At 54.7% G+C, this 17,313-nt stretch carries 16 protein-coding genes; 6 read left to right on the top strand and 10 right to left on the bottom strand.

Annotated elements, in window-relative coordinates:
* Positions 1-169: 169 nt before the first annotated feature.
* From AC3Y7R_RS09870 to AC3Y7R_RS09895, 6 genes are all read right to left on the bottom strand, one after another.
* Complete coding sequence (locus AC3Y7R_RS09870; protein ID WP_490041864.1) at positions 170-1,456, bottom strand: acetylornithine deacetylase/succinyl-diaminopimelate desuccinylase family protein; 1,287 nt, start codon at positions 1,454-1,456, stop codon at positions 170-172.
* A gap of 45 nt (positions 1,457-1,501) precedes the next feature.
* Positions 1,502-3,379, bottom strand: a complete 1,878-nt coding sequence (gene uvrC, locus AC3Y7R_RS09875; RefSeq protein ID WP_490041865.1) for an excinuclease ABC subunit UvrC — start codon at positions 3,377-3,379, stop codon at positions 1,502-1,504.
* Positions 3,380-3,676: 297 nt separating this feature from the next.
* Positions 3,677-4,462: an SDR family oxidoreductase gene (locus AC3Y7R_RS09880; RefSeq protein WP_490041866.1), complete on the bottom strand. Its 786-nt coding sequence runs from the start codon at positions 4,460-4,462 to the stop codon at positions 3,677-3,679.
* Complete coding sequence (locus AC3Y7R_RS09885; protein WP_490041867.1) at positions 4,463-5,413, bottom strand: calcium/sodium antiporter; 951 nt, start codon at positions 5,411-5,413, stop codon at positions 4,463-4,465.
* Between the two features lie 3 nt (positions 5,414-5,416).
* On the bottom strand, positions 5,417-5,605 hold the full coding sequence (locus AC3Y7R_RS09890) for a hypothetical protein (protein WP_490041868.1): 189 nt from the start codon (positions 5,603-5,605) through the stop codon (positions 5,417-5,419).
* A 4-nt stretch (positions 5,606-5,609) separates the two neighbouring features.
* Complete coding sequence (locus tag AC3Y7R_RS09895) at positions 5,610-6,410, bottom strand: S49 family peptidase (protein ID WP_490041869.1); 801 nt, start codon at positions 6,408-6,410, stop codon at positions 5,610-5,612.
* 112 nt (positions 6,411-6,522) lie between these two features.
* Between AC3Y7R_RS09895 and AC3Y7R_RS09900 the strand changes: the two genes are divergently transcribed.
* From AC3Y7R_RS09900 to AC3Y7R_RS09925, 6 genes are all read left to right on the top strand, one after another.
* Positions 6,523-7,881 (top strand): aminotransferase class III-fold pyridoxal phosphate-dependent enzyme, encoded by a 1,359-nt coding sequence (locus tag AC3Y7R_RS09900; protein WP_490041870.1) that lies wholly within the window; start codon positions 6,523-6,525, stop codon positions 7,879-7,881.
* Entirely contained in the window at positions 7,881-8,789 is a 909-nt protein-coding gene (locus AC3Y7R_RS09905; RefSeq protein ID WP_490041871.1) for a LysR family transcriptional regulator, read from the top strand. Before AC3Y7R_RS09900 ends, AC3Y7R_RS09905 begins: the two co-directional genes overlap by 1 nt.
* A gap of 104 nt (positions 8,790-8,893) precedes the next feature.
* Complete coding sequence (locus AC3Y7R_RS09910; protein ID WP_490041872.1) at positions 8,894-9,760, top strand: NAD(P)-dependent oxidoreductase; 867 nt, start codon at positions 8,894-8,896, stop codon at positions 9,758-9,760.
* Positions 9,757-11,265: an aldehyde dehydrogenase family protein gene (locus AC3Y7R_RS09915; protein ID WP_490041873.1), complete on the top strand. Its 1,509-nt coding sequence runs from the start codon at positions 9,757-9,759 to the stop codon at positions 11,263-11,265. The genes AC3Y7R_RS09910 and AC3Y7R_RS09915 overlap by 4 nt, the downstream gene beginning before the upstream one ends.
* Before the next feature lie 12 nt (positions 11,266-11,277).
* The gene (locus tag AC3Y7R_RS09920; protein ID WP_490041874.1) at positions 11,278-12,021 is read left to right on the top strand and encodes a serine acetyltransferase; all 744 of its coding nucleotides are present in this window, start codon (positions 11,278-11,280) and stop codon (positions 12,019-12,021) included.
* Positions 12,018-12,911, top strand: a complete 894-nt coding sequence (locus AC3Y7R_RS09925; protein ID WP_490041875.1) for a VOC family protein — start codon at positions 12,018-12,020, stop codon at positions 12,909-12,911. The genes AC3Y7R_RS09920 and AC3Y7R_RS09925 overlap by 4 nt, the downstream gene beginning before the upstream one ends.
* 331 nt (positions 12,912-13,242) lie before the next feature.
* Here the strand turns inward: AC3Y7R_RS09925 and AC3Y7R_RS09930 are convergent, their stop codons facing one another.
* The 4 genes from AC3Y7R_RS09930 to flgK all read right to left on the bottom strand — a co-directional run bounded on the left by AC3Y7R_RS09930 (position 13,243) and on the right by flgK (position 17,307).
* The gene (locus AC3Y7R_RS09930) at positions 13,243-13,467 is read right to left on the bottom strand and encodes a hypothetical protein (protein ID WP_490042024.1); all 225 of its coding nucleotides are present in this window, start codon (positions 13,465-13,467) and stop codon (positions 13,243-13,245) included.
* A 282-nt stretch (positions 13,468-13,749) separates the two neighbouring features.
* Positions 13,750-14,856: a flagellar basal body P-ring protein FlgI gene (locus AC3Y7R_RS09935; protein ID WP_490041876.1), complete on the bottom strand. Its 1,107-nt coding sequence runs from the start codon at positions 14,854-14,856 to the stop codon at positions 13,750-13,752.
* Positions 14,853-15,860: a flagellin N-terminal helical domain-containing protein gene (locus tag AC3Y7R_RS09940; RefSeq protein ID WP_490041877.1), complete on the bottom strand. Its 1,008-nt coding sequence runs from the start codon at positions 15,858-15,860 to the stop codon at positions 14,853-14,855. Before AC3Y7R_RS09940 ends, AC3Y7R_RS09935 begins: the two co-directional genes overlap by 4 nt.
* A 1-nt stretch (position 15,861) precedes the next feature.
* On the bottom strand, positions 15,862-17,307 hold the full coding sequence (gene flgK / locus AC3Y7R_RS09945) for a flagellar hook-associated protein FlgK (protein ID WP_490041878.1): 1,446 nt from the start codon (positions 17,305-17,307) through the stop codon (positions 15,862-15,864).
* Between the last annotated feature and the right edge of the window lie 6 nt (positions 17,308-17,313).

A 17,313-nucleotide genomic window follows, 5' to 3' on the forward strand; every position in this document is an offset into this window, starting at 1 on the left:
GTAAATTCCGGCCCGCTATCCACCCGAATGATTTTGGGGTAACCTGTTTTCGTACAAAACCTGTCATGAGTTTTGACCTCATCCTCGCCACGATAACTGAATTTTACACCTAGAGTGGGTCAGACCTACCCCCTGAATTGTCACTCGCCTTGAGCTAGAACCTTTCGTGTTAATACGCGATTTCAGGCACCAATAGATCCACTAAAACCACCCCCATAACCTTGGCGGAATCCACCATGTCATCCACACCCACATATTCATCGGGCTTATGCGCCAGTTCCAGCAATCCCGGCCCATAGGCGATGCAGTTTTTCAGCTTGCCAATACGGTCGATGTGCTTTTGGTCATAGGTTCCCGGCGAGACCACATATTCCGCCTGCTTGCCTAAAACCGCCTGCACCGCCTTGGCGACTGAGCTCACAACGGGCGCATCCTTCGGGGTCATCGTCGGCTCAACCGACCAAATCTCACTCAGGTCATAGCGGAAGTTTTCGCGCTCAGATTTTACCTTTTCCAACACCGCGCGAATTTCGCCCTCGACCTCCTCGCGGCTCTCCTCCATCAGATAGCGCCGGTCCACGATCATTTTTGCGTAATCAGGCACGCAGGCCGAGGGCAGCCCGGTGAAATCTGCATCGGGTTCCGCCTGCCCGCCATGTAGTGAGTTGATGTTCATCGTGGACGAGCGCGCCCCTACAGGCACCACAGGCATCGCCGTGTGTTTCTGTGCCAAGGCGGGAAACAGGCTTTCTTCCATCTCATGCAGCACCGCGCCCATGTGGCGTACGGCGCAGTCGCCAAGAAACGGCATCGAACCATGTGCGATCTCGCCATGGGTCTCGATCTGGCCCCACCACACGCCGCGATGGCCCAGACAAATGCGGTCCTTTTGCAACGGCTCGGGAATGATCACATGGTCCACATTCTTGTAATGCCCCTGCTCGGCCAGATAGGCCACGCCGCCATATCCCCCCGTCTCCTCGTCCGCCGTGGCGCTGATCTCAATCGCGCCCGTGAAGTCTGGATATTCCTCAATAAACGCCTCCACAGCAATGATGGATGCGGCCATACCACCCTTCATATCGCAGGTACCGCGCCCGTAAATTTTGCCCTCATGCAGCTCCGCGCCAAACGGATCAAAGGTCCAGCCCGCGCCCACCTCCACCACGTCAATGTGGCTGTTGAAATGCACGCAATCCCCCGCCCGCGCCCCTTCAATCCGCGCCACAAGGTTCCAGCGCGGATAACGCTCGCTATCGCCGGGCGTGCCATGCGCACGGATCAATTCGCATTGGAACCCTTTGGCGCGCAGCCGCGTTGCCAAATACTCGCAAATCTCGCGGTAATTTTCCCCCGGAGGGTTCAGCGTCGGGATGCGTACCAGCTCTTGGGTCAGCACAATCAGGTCATCGCGCTTGGCGGCGATGCGATCAGTCAGGGCGTTTTGTGTGGTCATCCTCAGGACGCTAGGACCAAGATTGCCAACCCACAATACCGAAGTTTATCCGCGCTCATTGAAATGGTCGTAAATCATCTGCGCCATGGTCGCGGAGACCCCCTCCACGCTGGTCAAATCCGCAAGTGCTGCGCGCCCCACCGCCTTGGCCGAGCCAAAATGCAACAACAGAGCCTTTTTGCGTTTTGGCCCCACGCCCTCGATCTCATCAAGCGGACTTTTCAATTGTGCCTTGGCGCGTTTGGCACGGTGTGTGCCAATGGCAAAGCGGTGCGCCTCGTCGCGCAGGCGTTGGATGAAATACAGCACCGGATCATTGTGGCGCAATGCAAAGGGACGTTTGCCAGTGCGGTGAAATTCTTCTTTTCCCGCGTCGCGATCCACACCCTTGGCCACCCCCACCATGGCGATGTCTTCAACATCCATCTCGCGCATAATTTCTCGCACCGCGGAAACCTGCCCCGCACCGCCATCAATCAACAGCAAGTCCGGCCATGCCTCGGCCTTGCGCTCGGGATCTTCCTTTTGCAGGCGTTTGAAACGGCGCATCAACACCTCTTTCATCATCCCGAAGTCATCGCCCGGAACCAAGTCTTCGCCCTTGATGTTGAACTTGCGATACTGGTTGCGCAAAAATCCTTCTTGCCCCGCCACAATCATCCCACCCACGGCATTCGTGCCCTGAATATGCGAGTTGTCATAAACTTCGATCCGCTTGGGCGGTGCATCCAGATTAAACGCCTCGGCCACGCCCTTGAGCAACTTGGTCTGCGTCGCGCTCTCCGACATTTTACGCGCTAAGCTTTCGCGCGCGTTACGCAGCGCCGAGGTCACCAACTCTTGCTTTTCACCCCGCTGCGGGACCAAAATTTCAACCTTACGGTTAATTTTTCCACCCAGCGCGTCGGCCATCAAATCATCGTCCTCAATCGCGTGGGATAAGATGATTTGACGCGGAGGTTCCTTATCGGAATAGAATTGCCCGATGAAGGCCTGCAAAATTTCAGCCTCGGCGGCATTGGCCGTTTTAGGGTAGAAATCTCGGTTCCCCCAGTTTTGGTTGGCACGAATAAAAAACACCTGCACGCAGGCCTGCCCATGCTCCAAATGCAGAGCGATGATGTCGGCCTCCGTCACCGTTTTAGGGTTAATCCCCTGTGTCGTCTGCACTTGGGTCATCGCTCTGATCCGGTCGCGTAACGCGCCCGCGCGCTCGAACTCCATGGCCTCGGACGCCTCTTGCATCTTGACCGCAAGTTGCGCTTGCATCTCAGATGACTTCCCCGACAAAAACCGCTGTGCATCCACAACCAGCCCGCCATATTCTTCACGGCTGATCTTGCCCACGCAAGGGGCGGCACAGCGTTTGATCTGATATTGCAGGCAAGGCCGCGTCCGTGTCTCAAAATCGCTGTCCGAGCAATTGCGCAACAAAAACGCGCGCTGCAATTGGTTCAGCGTTCGGTTCACCGCCCCCGCGCTGGCAAACGGGCCGTAGTAATCGCCTTTCTCACGCTTCGCGCCACGATGCTTCTTGATTTGTGGGTAGTCATGGCGATTGGTGACCAAAATATTGGGAAAGCTTTTATCGTCGCGCAGCAGCACGTTAAACTTCGGCTTAAGTTGCTTGATCAGATTTTGCTCTAACAGCAGCGCCTCGGTTTCGGTCTTGGTCGTCAGAAACATCATCGACGTTGTTTCCGAGATCATCCGCTCAATGCGCGGCGAATGTCCGTTGGGGTTCGCATAACTCGAGACCCGCTTGCGCAGCGCCCGCGCCTTACCCACGTAAAGCACGCTTTGTTGCGCATCCAACATCCGGTAAACGCCCGGCGAATTGTCGAGCGTCTTTAGGTACGCCTGCACGCAAGCATGTCCGGCAACCTTTGGAACATCAGGTGGGCCGTCGGTGGCGTTTGTCATGTGATTCCCTACTTCCCTGCAATGTCACCGAGTTATGATCAAGATAAAAGCTTTCCACTGATCTTGTGGATAACCTTGTGGGCGAATTGGCCTGAACCGGAATTTATCGTTATATATCCGGGTCAAAACCTGTTTGCACAAAAAATAGGCGCTCATTCAAGTAATTGATTTTAAAAGATATTTTTATTGCCATTTGCCAACCAACTGAAAACATTAAACTATTTGTAAATAGATTCGCGAGACCCCACGTTGAGTGGACAAGTCAATCCCATTCCTCAGAAAATACTGCGATTCAAGTTATTCAACGCCCAAAACATCTGATGTCTTCCAAGCTAAATGTTGCCCTGCATCAATGCACAAAAGCTGGCCTGTCAAAGCTGGTGCGTGCAAAATATACACCAAAGCTGCCGTGATATCGGCAGCGTTTGGCCCGCGCTCCAAAATGGTGGCAGCCCGCTGCCTTGCAAAATGGCCGTCCGACTGCCGCGCGCCCTGCATCGTTGGTCCCGGCCCAATCGCGTTCACCCGAATTGCAGGTGCCAAGGCCTGTGCACTGGTTTGCGTCAATGCCCACAGCCCCATTTTAGCAAGCGTATAGGTCATGAACTCTGGTGTTAACTTGCGCACCCGCTGATCAACCATGTTGATAATTGCGGCCTGCGCCAAAGGCTCCCCCTGCGCATCTTTGCCCACTGTCGGGGCTTGCGTGGCAAAGCTTTGCGTCAACAAGAACGGAGCTTGAAAATTTGACGCCATGTGCCGATCCCAATTGCCCCGCGTGGCGGTTTCCAACGTGTCGTACTCAAAGATAGACGCGTTATTGATCAAAACACTTAACGGCCCGCCCAAAGCCTTTGCCGCTGCTGGCACCAAAGCCTCTGCCGCGTCCAAGTCCAGTAAATCAGCTTGCAGCGCCACAGATTTACGCCCTTTGGCCTCGATCAGTTTAACCGTCTCATCCGCCTCTTGCGCCGACGTTCCATAATGCACGGCAACGTCGAACCCCAAATCGGCAAGCTGCAAGGACATTGCCCTGCCCAGCCGACCAGCGGCTCCTGTTACCAATGCCCGCCCTGTGATCATTTACGCCCCCGCTTGCAACACAATCAAAATATAGGCCCCGTATAGCATGCAAAGCGCGATGCCCCAGCGTTTGCCCAAATCCTTGCGAAAGAACACCGCCGGGATCAAGATCAAGGATGCACCCAGCATGACCCACAGGTCAAATTGCAAGAATGCCTGTGGCACAGGAATAGGACCAACCAGGCCCGCGATACCAATGATCATCAACAGGTTAAACAGGTTCGAGCCAATAACATTGCCCAAGGCCACATCCGCCTGCTTGCGCATCGCGGCAATGACAGTGGTGGCAAGCTCTGGCAGCGATGTGCCTACGGCCACCAGTGTTAGGCCGATAACTGTGTCCGACACTCCAAGGCGGCTGGCGATAATGCTGGCGTTGTCCACCAACAAACTCGCGCCCAGCGGCAGCCCAATGAGGCCCGCCAGAAGGTAGGCCGCAATTTTCCAGCCCGCCATCGTCGGATCCGCACCCTCAGGGTCAGCCCCGGCTTTGGCTTCGGCGCGCCCGCAAAGTGCGTCACGAAACTGGTCCGCAAGGATGACCGCCATGCCCGCAAGCAGCACCAGCGCGTGCACCCATGTGATCGGCCCAAAAAAGCAAACGCCAATGAACAGCAAGCTCGCGGCAATCATCTGGACATAGCTTTTGCGCGTGTCGCACATGCTGGTCGGCAGGCCCGAGAACAGCGCAGGAATGCCCAAGACCAGCAGTACATTCGCTGTGTTCGACCCCACAACATTACCTAATGCCAAACCCGGAACGCCGCGGACGACGGCCTTCACAGCGATCAATAACTCAGGGGCGGATGTCCCGAAGGCCACGATCGTAAGGCTTACGATCAGCGCGGGAATGCCCAAACGCAAAGACAGGTTTACCGCGCCTCGCACCAATGCATCGCCAGCCAGAAGCAGGAGTATCAGCCCCCCCACCGCACCTAGTATCTCCAACATTTCTTAGCCCTTTTTGAGGCAGTGGCACGGGCCCTTGCCGATTTTGTAGCTTCCGCATTTAGGGCATTTACGAGCGGTCACCGCCCCCAACTTTCGCCCTAACTTTGGCCCAACCTTAGGGAATTTTAGTTTACCAAACATGGCCATTACGGCCATACCAACCAAAAAGAGAGTGATGATTTTGAAAATCATTCGCTCAAAGTCCAAACTGCGCCCAAAGCGCCTTCTCGTCCAGCTGCTCCAGCGTATCCGTCAAAACACGCGCGCCAAAGCGTTGAAATAGCGACCGTTTCGGCCCGAAGTTATTGAACACAACCTTGTCACCGAAGCGTTCTTTCATCACCGGCACCAAGTGGCCAATCGCATCCGCGAGGCCCACATCAATAGCTTTTTGGCCGACCCAAATCTCGCCGGTAAACAAGTCACCATCGTCAGACAGCTTCACGCCACGACATGTTTTCACATGCGCAATGAAACTGTCATGAATTTGCGCCTGAAGTGCTTTCAGCCGTTTCACATCCGCGGGGCGCTCGGGGCGGAATGGGTCCAGCATGGATTTGTCCTTGCCCGCCGTATGCACGCGACGCTCCACGCCTTGGCGCGACATCAATTCAGTGAACCCAAAGCTTGCAGAAATCACCCCGATGGAGCCAACAATAGAGCTGGGATCAACAAAAATCTCGTCAGCACTTGCCGCCAGCCAATAGCCGCCCGACGCAGCCACATCCTCGACAAAGGCGATCACTGGCACCTCGTTCTCTTCGGACAACCGCCGAATGCGCGCCCCAATCAACGAGCTTTGCACTGGCGAGCCGCCGGGCGAGTTCAACACCAAGGCCACCGCCGCAGGCTTGCCTTTTTTGAACGCCTTTTGCAGCAATGGGGCCAGCCCCGCGTCATTCAAATTGCCACCACGCCCGCCAGCGGCAATAACGCCGCTCATCGAGACGGCATTGACGGTGGGTTGTTTCTTCACAAAGGGGATAAATCGTTTCATCCTTGCCATGTAGAGCCCCGCTTCGCCCCAAACAAGGGCGATGTCGGAAACGGACTTGCAGGCGTTGCTTTTTGGCGCAACCTTGAGGCAGTAAATTTGCGGAGATGGCCCCATGAAAGACTCGAACTTCCTTAATGAAAACAACGCCCGCCACTTGTGGCACCCCATGGGCCACCCCGGCGCAATGCGCGACACCCCACCGCGCATTATCTCCAAGGCCCAAGGCTCGACCGTTACCGACATTAACGGCCACACGGTGGTCGATGGGGTTGGCGGGCTCTGGTGCGTGAATGTCGGCTATTCCTGCGAGCCAATCAAGCAAGCCATGACAGAGCAAGCGCAGACCTTGCCCTATTACTCCGCGTTTGCCGGCACCACCAATGAGCCCGCAATTGAGTTAAGCTATGAATTGCACCAGATGTTTGCACCAGATGGCATGGGGCGCGCTTTCTTCACCTCTGGCGGCTCTGACGCGGTGGAGACTGCGCTACGGCTCGCGCGCCAGTACCACAAGGTTCGTGGCGCGCATGGGCGAACCAAATTTTTGTCGCTGAAAAAGGGCTACCATGGCACCCATTTCGGCGGCGCGTCAGTGAATGGCAACAACCGCTTCCGCATCAACTACGAGCCTTTGCTGCCCGGCTGTTTTCACATCCCATCGCCCTATCCCTATCGCAACCCTTTCAACGAGACCGACCCCGCCAAGCTGGCGCAACTTTGCGCCGCCGCCATGGTCGACGAAATCGAATTCCAAGGCCCGGAGACCATCGCCGCTTTCATCATGGAACCCATTCAGGGCGCGGGCGGGGTCATCGTGCCCGATGCTAGCTTCATGGGATTGATGCGCAATATTTGCACGCGCTACGGCATTTTGATGATCGCCGATGAGGTCATCACAGGTTTCGGGCGCACTGGTGATTGGTCCGGCTCACGCCATTGGGGCGTGCAACCTGACATGATGACAATGGCCAAGGGCATCACGTCAGGCTACTTTCCCTTCGGCGCCTGTATGGTGTCGGACGCCGTTGCCGAGGTGTTCGAAACTGGCGATGCCTCGTTGGCCGCCATTTACCACGGCTACACCTATTCAGCCCACCCCATCGGCTCGGCCGCCGCCTTGGCCTGCATCCGCGAAAGCCAGCGCATGGAAATCCACAAGAATGCTGGCCCGCGCGGGGATCAGCTGTTTGCGGGTCTCACCGCCTTAAAAGACAAGTTCGCCATTATCGGTGATGTGCGCGGCGGGCATGGCTTGATGGCCGCGATAGAATTGGTCAGCGATGCGCAGGCCAAAACCCCAGCCACGACAGACACGCTTAACCAAGTGTTCAACCTAGCCTACGAGGCCGGGGCCATGGTCCGTATCGGTGGCAATAATCTGTTGATGTCACCGCCACTGATCATCACCGAGGCCGAGGTCACAACCATCCTATCAGCCTTGGACGCGGGCCTGTCCGCTGTCTCAGGGTAATGCACCACCTTGACCCCAAGCAGACCAGTTGTTTCATGGCGGCGGCCCATTGCGGGACGCTTCGTGCCGCCGCCGAGCAGCTTGGGGTGGAGCCATCAACTATCAGCCGCAGCATTAGTGCGCTGGAAACCCGCCTTGCCGCGACCCTGCTGGAGCGGGGGCGAAACGGGGTGCAACTGACCCAGGCAGGCTCCGTGTTGCTAGACTACCTGCGCCAGCAAGACGGCGCGCTTGAGGCTATGCAGTCCCAGTTCGACGCGCTTAAAAATATGCAGCGCGGGGCTATATCCGTGGCCATCGGCGAAGGCTTCGTCGGCGATTTGTTCAAAACCTCTCTCAGCCATTTCTCCAAACTCTATCCGGGGATCACTTACCAACTATCCGTCGGCTCGACCGAGCAGGTCACTCATCTGGTCACAACAGGTCAGGCGCATCTGGGCATGGCCTATAACGTGGAGCCTGATCAGCAGATTAAATCTCTGGCCCAAGCGCGCCAGCCGCTGATCATGCTCGCTGCGCCAAATAGCAGTGTCGTCACTGATAAAACCCCCATCACATTGGCAGAACTGGCAAAACTGCCCTGCGCAATTCTCAATCGTGGCTATGGGGTTGGGGCCATGATTAGCGCCTGCGAGGCCAAGCTGGGCTTCCGCCTACATGCGGTAGTCGAAACCGGCTCCATCGCGGCGCTCAAAGCCTTCGTGCGCAATGACATGGGCATCACTATTTTGCCGCGCTTCGTTGTCATGAGTGAACTTGCCGACGGAGTATTGTGTGAGCGCGCGATCCAATCCCCCGGCTTCGGGCAAGGGCGCGCGCATCTGGTGGCTAAAAATGGCCGCCAGTTGCCAATTGCGGCCCAGAAACTGGCAAGTCACCTTGCCCAGTCGATGTCTGCATTCACATAGCGTTGCTATTGACGCAACAAAAGCAAACATACGGTGCAATTTACGACGCTAAATATCCATGCGACTGTTCCCCGAAGCAAAATTAAAAGTCGGGATTTTATGCTATGAAACTGGGCATTATCGGATGCGGAAACATGGGTGGTGGCATGGCAGCCCACCTGCTTGCAAGCGGGTTTGAGGTGGTTTGCTATGATCCTGAGCACGTCACGCGGCAACGTATGGCGGAGCTTGGCGCGACCGCTACAACCTCCGCCCCCGAGTTGGCGTCGCTTTGTGATACCATCATCTTATCCCTACCCAAAGCCGCCATTGTGCAATCGGTAATGGCGCAAATTTCGCCCCACATCCGGCCCGGATCAATCGTGTTGGACACGTCAACGTCAGAACCAGAGACGTCTCAACAAATGTCCGCCCTTGCTACCGAAAGTGGCTACTCCTTTGTAGACGGGCCGGTCAGTGGCGGACCGATTGCTGCGCGCTCTGGCACCATGACCATGCTTTTGGGCGGCGACCACGACGCCATTGACCGCCTGCGCCTCGTCACCGACATACTCGCTGCCAAGACGGTTACAGTCGGCGGGTCAGGCGCGGGCCACGCGGCCAAAATCGCCAACAACATGCTGTGCGCCGCCAACCTTGTGCTGGTGGCCGAGGCCGTGCGGCTGGGCGAGGCCGCGGGCGTCAAACCCAGCGACCTGTTAGAGGGTATCAACGCCGGGTCGGGACGCAGCGGCGTCAGCGAGGTTAACTTTCCCAAATGGGTGCTGAATGATGCTTATGATTCCGGCTTCACTATGGGCCTGATGCGCAAGGATGTCGGGCTAGCCTTGGATCTGGCCCGCGAGAGCCGTGTCACCCTCGACGGGTTCGCGGCGATCGCTGACATTTGGCTCAACAAATCGGCGGATATTGAAGACGGGGCCGATTTTAACGAGATCACAAAACGGACTGGTAAAGGAGCATTCACATGACCGACCGCAAAGCCCTGTTCGTTGAATTGATGGCATCCCTTGGCCTTGGACCTCGCCCGCAAAGCCTGATTAACGGCGCTTTAGTAGATGGCGATGGCGCCATGGTTTCGCTAGTTGATCCCTATACCGAGCAAATGTTAACGCAATACCCTGACGCCAACGCAGCACTCGCGATCCAAGCCTGCGAGGTGGCACAAAACGCGCAACGCGATTGGTCAAAAGGCCGTTCCGCAGCGGCGCGCGGACAAGTTATGCAAGACATAGCACGCGCCGTCCTAGACATGGCAGAATCACTGGCCCGCCTTGAGGCGCTGGTCGCAGGTAAGCCGATCCGTGATTGCCGCGTGGAGGTCGCCAAGGTCGCCGAAATGTTTGCCTATTACGGCGGCTGGGCCGACAAATTGCACGGCGAGGTGATCCCTGTCCCATCAGGTCACTTGAACTACACATTGCGCGAACCCTTGGGCGTTGTATTCCAAATCACGCCTTGGAATGCCCCGATATTTACCGCTGGCTGGCAAATAGCACCCGCCATTGCCACAGGAAACGCGGTGGTCATCAAGCCAAGCGAGCTAACCCCTGTGACTACCGTGGCACTGGTGCGACTGGCCGAGAATGCGGGTCTGCCAAAAGGGCTGATCAATGTGCTGTGCGGCCTTGGTCCCACCACAGGCCAAGCTGCGATCGAGCATCCCGCCATTCGCAAAGTCATCTTCGTCGGCTCCCCCGAGACCGGTCGCCGGGTTGCAGTAGCCGCCGCGCAATCGCTGAAACCTGTAGTGCTTGAACTGGGCGGAAAATCCGCCAACATCGTGTTTGAGGACGCCAACCTTAAACACGCCTGCCTTGGGGCACAGGCTGCGATATTCTCTGGTGCGGGGCAAAGTTGCGTTGCCGGGTCTCGCTTGTTGGTCCATCAATCTATCCAGTCCGAGTTTTTGGATATGTTGTCCTCAGGGATGAACTCGATCCGGCTTGGCGATCCACTCGACGAGGCAACAGAAGTCGGCCCGATCAGCAATGTTCGCCAATACGCCCATGTCCGCGACATGATCGCTGACGCTAAATCTGATGGGGCGGAAATCCTAACCAGGACCACCCGGCCCGACGCAGGGTTTTTTGTACCCCCAACCGTTTTATCAGGACTAGGCAACCAAGCGCACGCTTCGCAGATTGAGATTTTCGGCCCTGTCGCCACCGCAATCTCCTTCGCGAGTGAGGACGAGGCCATCAGTATCGCCAACGACACATCTTTTGGCTTGGCCGGCGCAGTTTGGACCAGCGATGTCGGACGCGCCCATCGAGTATCTGAAGGCGTACGTGCAGGCACTTTCTGGATCAATAGCTACAAAGCAATCCATGTGTCCTCGCCATTTGGCGGGTCCCTGAATTCCGGTTTTGGGCGCTCCAGCGGCACGGATGCGTTGATGGAATATACAGCGGCCAAAAGCATCTGGCTCGACAGCGCACATGTCCCAAGGATAGCCTTTGGCTATGTGTCCTAGGAGGCCCCTCGAATGACGGAAAAACTAATCACAAGCGTCACAGACATGATGGAGAAATCGCCCGAAGTGGCGGTGCTGCTTGGCCTTAACCATAGCAGCTTTGAAGATTTCGGGGCATTGGCAGGCGCGGTGCTAGGTCAGGCCTGCCAAAACACGCGGATCGGCGAAATCATCCAAAGGGTATACTCTGAGAACCCGATCATTGCCGAGCAATCGCACTATGATATCGCAGAAACCGCCCGGCGAAATTTTGAACCAGGCGGACAAGCCGCCACGCTTCTTTTCGCGCACGGCGTTCATGCCATCATGGCCCATAGGGTGGCCCATCAGCTCTGGCGCGACGGCGATCATACACTTGCTTTGGCGGTAAAAACTGTTTGTGGTCGGACCTTTACCACTGACATCCATCCGGCGGCGCAAATCGGGGCCGGGTTGTGGCTAGATCACGGCTTAGGCTTCGTGGTCGGGGAAACCTCCGTGATCTGTGAAAATGTTTCGATCTGGCACAATGTCACGTTGGGCAGCACCTTGACTGACAGCGGCCTGACCCGACATCCAAAGATCGAACACTCCGCAGTCATTGGCGCAGGCGCTATACTGTTGGGCAACATCAATATTGGCGCGGCAGCCAACGTCGCAGCGGGCGCAATTGTCGTGGAAGATGTACCGCCTGCAACCGTGGTGGTCGGGGCCAAAGCGCGTAACATTGGAGTCGCAAAGGTCTCGTTCGCTCCCATTTTGAAGGGTCAAAAATGAACGCATCTTTCGGCATCGACCACCCCTTAATCGCAGTCAACGACATCGAAGACCTACGCCAGCGTCTGATCTCGCTTGGGTTCAACATGACTGAAACCGGAAAGCATCCGTGGGGAACCAGCACTAGTTTGGCAATGTTTAACGGCTGCCTCCTCGAAATAATGGGAATTTACGATGACACACTTTTGGACGAGACCCCCGCCGGTGAGTTTAAATTTGGCCGGCACATCCACACTCATCTGAAGTCTCGCGAAGGCATTGCCCTTACTGCCCTACACAGCACAAATTCAGTGCAAGATGCCAAACGGGCTCAAGCCGCTGGCTTCACAGTTAGTGGCCACCTAGAATTCGGAAGGGATGTAACCTTGCCGAATGGTCAAGAGGGCCGAACAAAAACAACCCTTGCCTTAATGCCAGACCCAGACTGGCCGCGCCTGTCATTCTTTTTATGCCAACAACATCGTCCAGATTTGATTTATGTGCCCGAATGGCTGGAGCATCCCAACACGGTCTACACAATCAGTGGCATTACCATTCGCGCGGAACTGAAAGACCATTCTGCCTTAAGCCAAAAGCTGCGCGGCCTATATACAGAATTTCAAGAGATTGAAGGAGGCTTCAAAGTTCAAACCCAAAACGGCCCTATGTGGATTAAAACAGCAGCCTCGATTGAGGCCGAGTTCGGCGCTTTGCCCGAGGCCGTCGCTGCTGAAACCCAACCAAGTATCGTAGCCATGGATTTTAACTATGAAGATATTACTCGATTCAATAAATGGATTAAAAACAGCAATCTCAAACACTCTAAGGAAAAGAGCACGTTTACGTTGCTTTCGGCACAAGACACTGGCAACGCCTTCTTGCGATTTCACAAACGCCAACTTGCGCCCTAAAACTACATCTGACGCACTTTGTGCCAATCGAGGCTCTCGCTCAATCCCGTTTTCGTTCGAAAGCACTCGTAATTTTCTAACCCAACACTGAGTGGTGACATCATGGGTTACAAAACCGTTAACCTATTCGAAATTTACCACCTCACCCTACCGGTGCAGCTCTCCATAGCGCGACACGAGCGCATTTTGGTCGAGCGGGGCCTCATTAAGTAGCGTGTGATCGCCCGCAGGCCGAGATCTGGCTATGTCGGTTGCGGCATCTTCCCCTCAAAAGGAATTAAGATGGTTCCAGCAATGCTTGCCCATGTTGCCCAGGCAGGCGCAATCACAGCTAGGCTGCACACCCCATGAGTGTTCCGTACTTTTCCCGCAACCACTCCGCCAGATCGCCTAAGACGTAGCTGGAGCCGTTGTCGATGAACAGGCGCGGCTTGTGGACAGCATGGACTTGATCACAGCCTCCTTCATGGCCAGCATATCGTCCAGCTGGCCACCCGGTTATCGTGCCATCCCCAGCTTCGCCAGAGACCTGAATGGAGCTTGTGTAACTTATCACATCCAGCACGTTTGCGCGGGCATCATCTTCGAATGCATCAATGGCTTCTACAATCCGCGACGCCGTCTCTCAGCACTCGGCTGAAAAAGCCCGGTCGCGTTCGAACGAAAGGTGGTTTAAACGAGCACCGAGGGCGGCAGGAAAACGGGACAAGTCCACAAGGTCAAGCTTAGTTTTCGCGCTGGCAACGAATATCCCCTTCGATTGGCCACTCTGCAGTACTGGATCGGTACGCTTATGGTCGACAGGTCAACAAGAGGCGCGGTGCACGTATCCCTCACACTATTGAACAATAAACTCGGCATGCAACGCACCAGCCGCTTTTATGCTCTTGAGAATATCAATCATATCCATTGGTGTGACTCCCAAGGCATTCAAACCCGAGACTACATCTCGTAAGGTTGTTCCTGGAGGGATTTCCGCCAAACCCGTGCCAGGTTCCTTAAGTATTGACGCACTACTTCGTGGTACGATCACAGTCTCACCCTCTGTAAATGGGTTCGGCTGCACAACCAATGGTGCCTCCTCAATTGTCAGTGTCAAGTTGCCCTGAGCCACAGCCACCCGAGAAATTCGCACATTTTCATCCATGACAATCGTACCCGATCTTTGATCAACAACCACACGCGCTCTCCTTTCTGGTTCTACTATGATATTCTCAATCCGGCTTAAAACATGCGCCGCCGAGCGCAATCCCGTTGCTTCAATATCCAACTCAACGGTCCCTGCATCTAGCATCAACGCCACTCGGCGCCCCAATAAAGAGTTTATAGCGTTCTCAATCTTTTCCGCTGTCGTAAAGTCTGGAGACCGAAGAGCCAAGCGCAGACTCGAAAGCTCAGAAAACTCAAACGCAACCTCTCGTTCAACTCGCCCACCGGACGGAACAATTCCCGCAGTAGGAACACCATGAACCACCCTGGCAGCCGCACCGTCAGCCACCACCCCGCCTGCAATAACCGTTCCCTGCGCTACAACATAGACATCACCATCCGCGGCATTTAGTGGCGTCATAATCAAGGTACCACCAAGCAGACTTTTCGCATCACCAATCGCAGATACTGTCACATCTACTTTACTACCTGTGCGACTAAATGGTGGCAGGGTTGACGTAACCAGAACGGCAGCAACATTTTTCGGTCGAAACTGCTCGCCCCCAACATTCACGCCTAACCGCTCAAGAATGTTTATCATCATTTCTTCGGTAAACGGGGAATTCCTTAGCCCATCTCCCGTACCATTAAGCCCTACGACAAGCCCGTAGCCCACGAGGTCATTACCCCGAACACCATCGAACTCAACAAGGTCTTTTAGCCGCACACTTGACCCGTTCGCCAGGCTAGGCAAGATAACGGAAAAGAAAATTATCAACAGCTTCCTTAAAATCATAGGTAATCCGATAGCTTAAGCTGCGAAGTGCGTGCTGTAATAACGTACAGCGTCTCTATTTGGTATTGCACCGCTTCTAATTCACTTGCCGTCTCATATGGGTCAGAAGAAATAATCTTGTTAAGTGCCAGTTCCAGCACATTCCGTTCCGTTTCAGAGGCAACCTCTGCCTCAGACAAAAAGCTTTCAGTCACACCTGTATCGCGTTGCAAGCCGATCAACGCATTCTCGGATGCAATTAAGCTTGTACCAACAGCCGTCAAAATCTCACGCTTTTCTTGCTCGGTAGTATTTAGAGACCCTTCAGATATTACGGAAGCAATTGCTAGGTCGCGGAGTGTCTCACGGAAGATTAGGTCATCCGCCTTAATCGGCACATCTATAGCTTGAGTCTCAGAAATTGAAATTCCATTCTGGGCAACGTCTGCCCCCCCATAAGCAAAGCTTTCGAAGCCACCTCCACTATCTAGAAACCAAGCATCTACCTGAGTCCGAAAATCAGTAACATCCACCGCAGTAGAGGCAATATTTCGAACTTGGGTTAAAATTTCTTCCCCAGAAGACAATGGCTTTTGATCTGTAGAAATTCCGGAAAAAAGGAACCGACCTGTTACTTGCGTATTCAATAACGAGACGACTTGATCAAGCCGATCAGGCGCGCTGGACAGCTTGGCATTCAATACATCAGGTTGCTCCAAAGATGCTGAGCTTACCAAATCCGACCCGAATGAGGCCACGACGTTCTCTAGGGTGGACAGACTACTTTGTATTCCGGAAATTCGTAAACTTAAATCTGAACGTGCTGAAGAAAAGCCCTCCAACCGACTAAGCGATCTTTCAAGACCTGCCAATGGCCCAAAATCACCTCTCACCTGACGGCCAACATCTAGGCGCACCCCTGTGGTAAGCTCTTGTGTCAATCGCGCTAAGTTTGTTTTCAGGTCGGCCCCTTGTCGGCGAAGCATCAAGTTTTGCCCAAGGTCGCTTATACTAGAAAATCTCATATCAAATCCTCAACAGAGACTGCAGCATTTCATCGACAGCCTGTATTACCTTTGCATTCGCCGCAAAATTTCGTTCGATCAGTAGCAGCTTTTGCATCTCTTGATCAGTGTCTACCCCCGCAGATTGCTCAACATCTCTAAACGCTTGCACTTTGGTCGAGGCGAACCCTTGGCGTTGTTCAGAAGTTTGCCGTGACTGGCCGACATCCGATATTAACTCGGCAATTAGTTCCGCGCTAGAACCGCCAGAAAAAGTGCCGCTCGCCGGTGTCCGCGAGGTTGAGAACACCTGCTCCAAGGCACTTAATGTCGTATGGTCGGAAACAGGCCCCGGAACTGTTGCTCCGAGCCCATCGCGTAAGCGCCACAGATCCCCGCCTTCAGATGGAACCACTCGAGAGTTCACTGACAGCCGAGATGCCAAGCCAGCTTCATCTAGAGGGTCCAGAACTTGGTCGGCATCTGTAAATATCCCAGGCTGGCCTGAGGCTAGAGTCGGATCAGCTAGCGCAGAGCGGTCGATCAAATCACGAGCAAATGAGTCTAAATCTGCTTGGAGCGCAGGGATTTCTACGTCACGCAGATTGAATGCTGCAGCCAATGCTCCACCTGCAACACTATCAGAGGCCGAACCATTAACGCTAGACGCGCCAATGATCTCAAGGCCAGACAGCGCCCCGCTTGCAAGGCTCATATCCGGTGTGATGATAGGTGTCGGGGTGAAGTTGAACTGTGCGGCCTGATAGTCAACAAGAGTGGTTCCATTTGCCGTGACCAATGCAACTTGCCCGTAGTCACGCGCAACTTCTTGAATCGGGACCAGAGAGCTTATCTGGTCAATGATTACTTGCCGTTGGTCCATCAAACCAGACGCATCCCCACCAGAATTCACCTGCACACGAATTTCACGGTTAAGTTGATCAACATCAGTTAATGACGCGTTCAATGTTTCAACCATTTCACCGATCGATCTATCTGCCTGCTCACGTTCAGAGATAAACTTATCCGAGATAGTGTTAATTTTAGCGGCCAAACTTGTTGCATCATTTACAACAGCTGAGAGGCGCGAGGTACTTGAGGGATTACCCGCTACCGACAATAAACTTTCTTCAAATTGGTTCATATGTGCCGATAGAGACGATTCTTTTTCTGGCGTGCCAATCAAAGTTTCCGCCGTGGAAAAGAACGTGGCATTCGTCTGGTGGAAACCTAAATCCGCCTCTGAAATCCTGCGATCTGTAAGCGCGGCTTGATTCACCATTCGCTCAACCCCTACGATCTGCACCCCTGCACCTTGCCCCCCCACCGTTGCAGCACTAAGCGACAGTTCCCGGCGACCATACCCTTCAGTCATGGCATTTGCCACGTTAGCTGACACTAATTCTGCAGCACGAGACACAGCCGAAAGCCCGGAAATGGCATTCGATAGAGACGTAGACATGCTCATTTTAAC

The organism is Litoreibacter sp. (assembly GCF_058136045.1).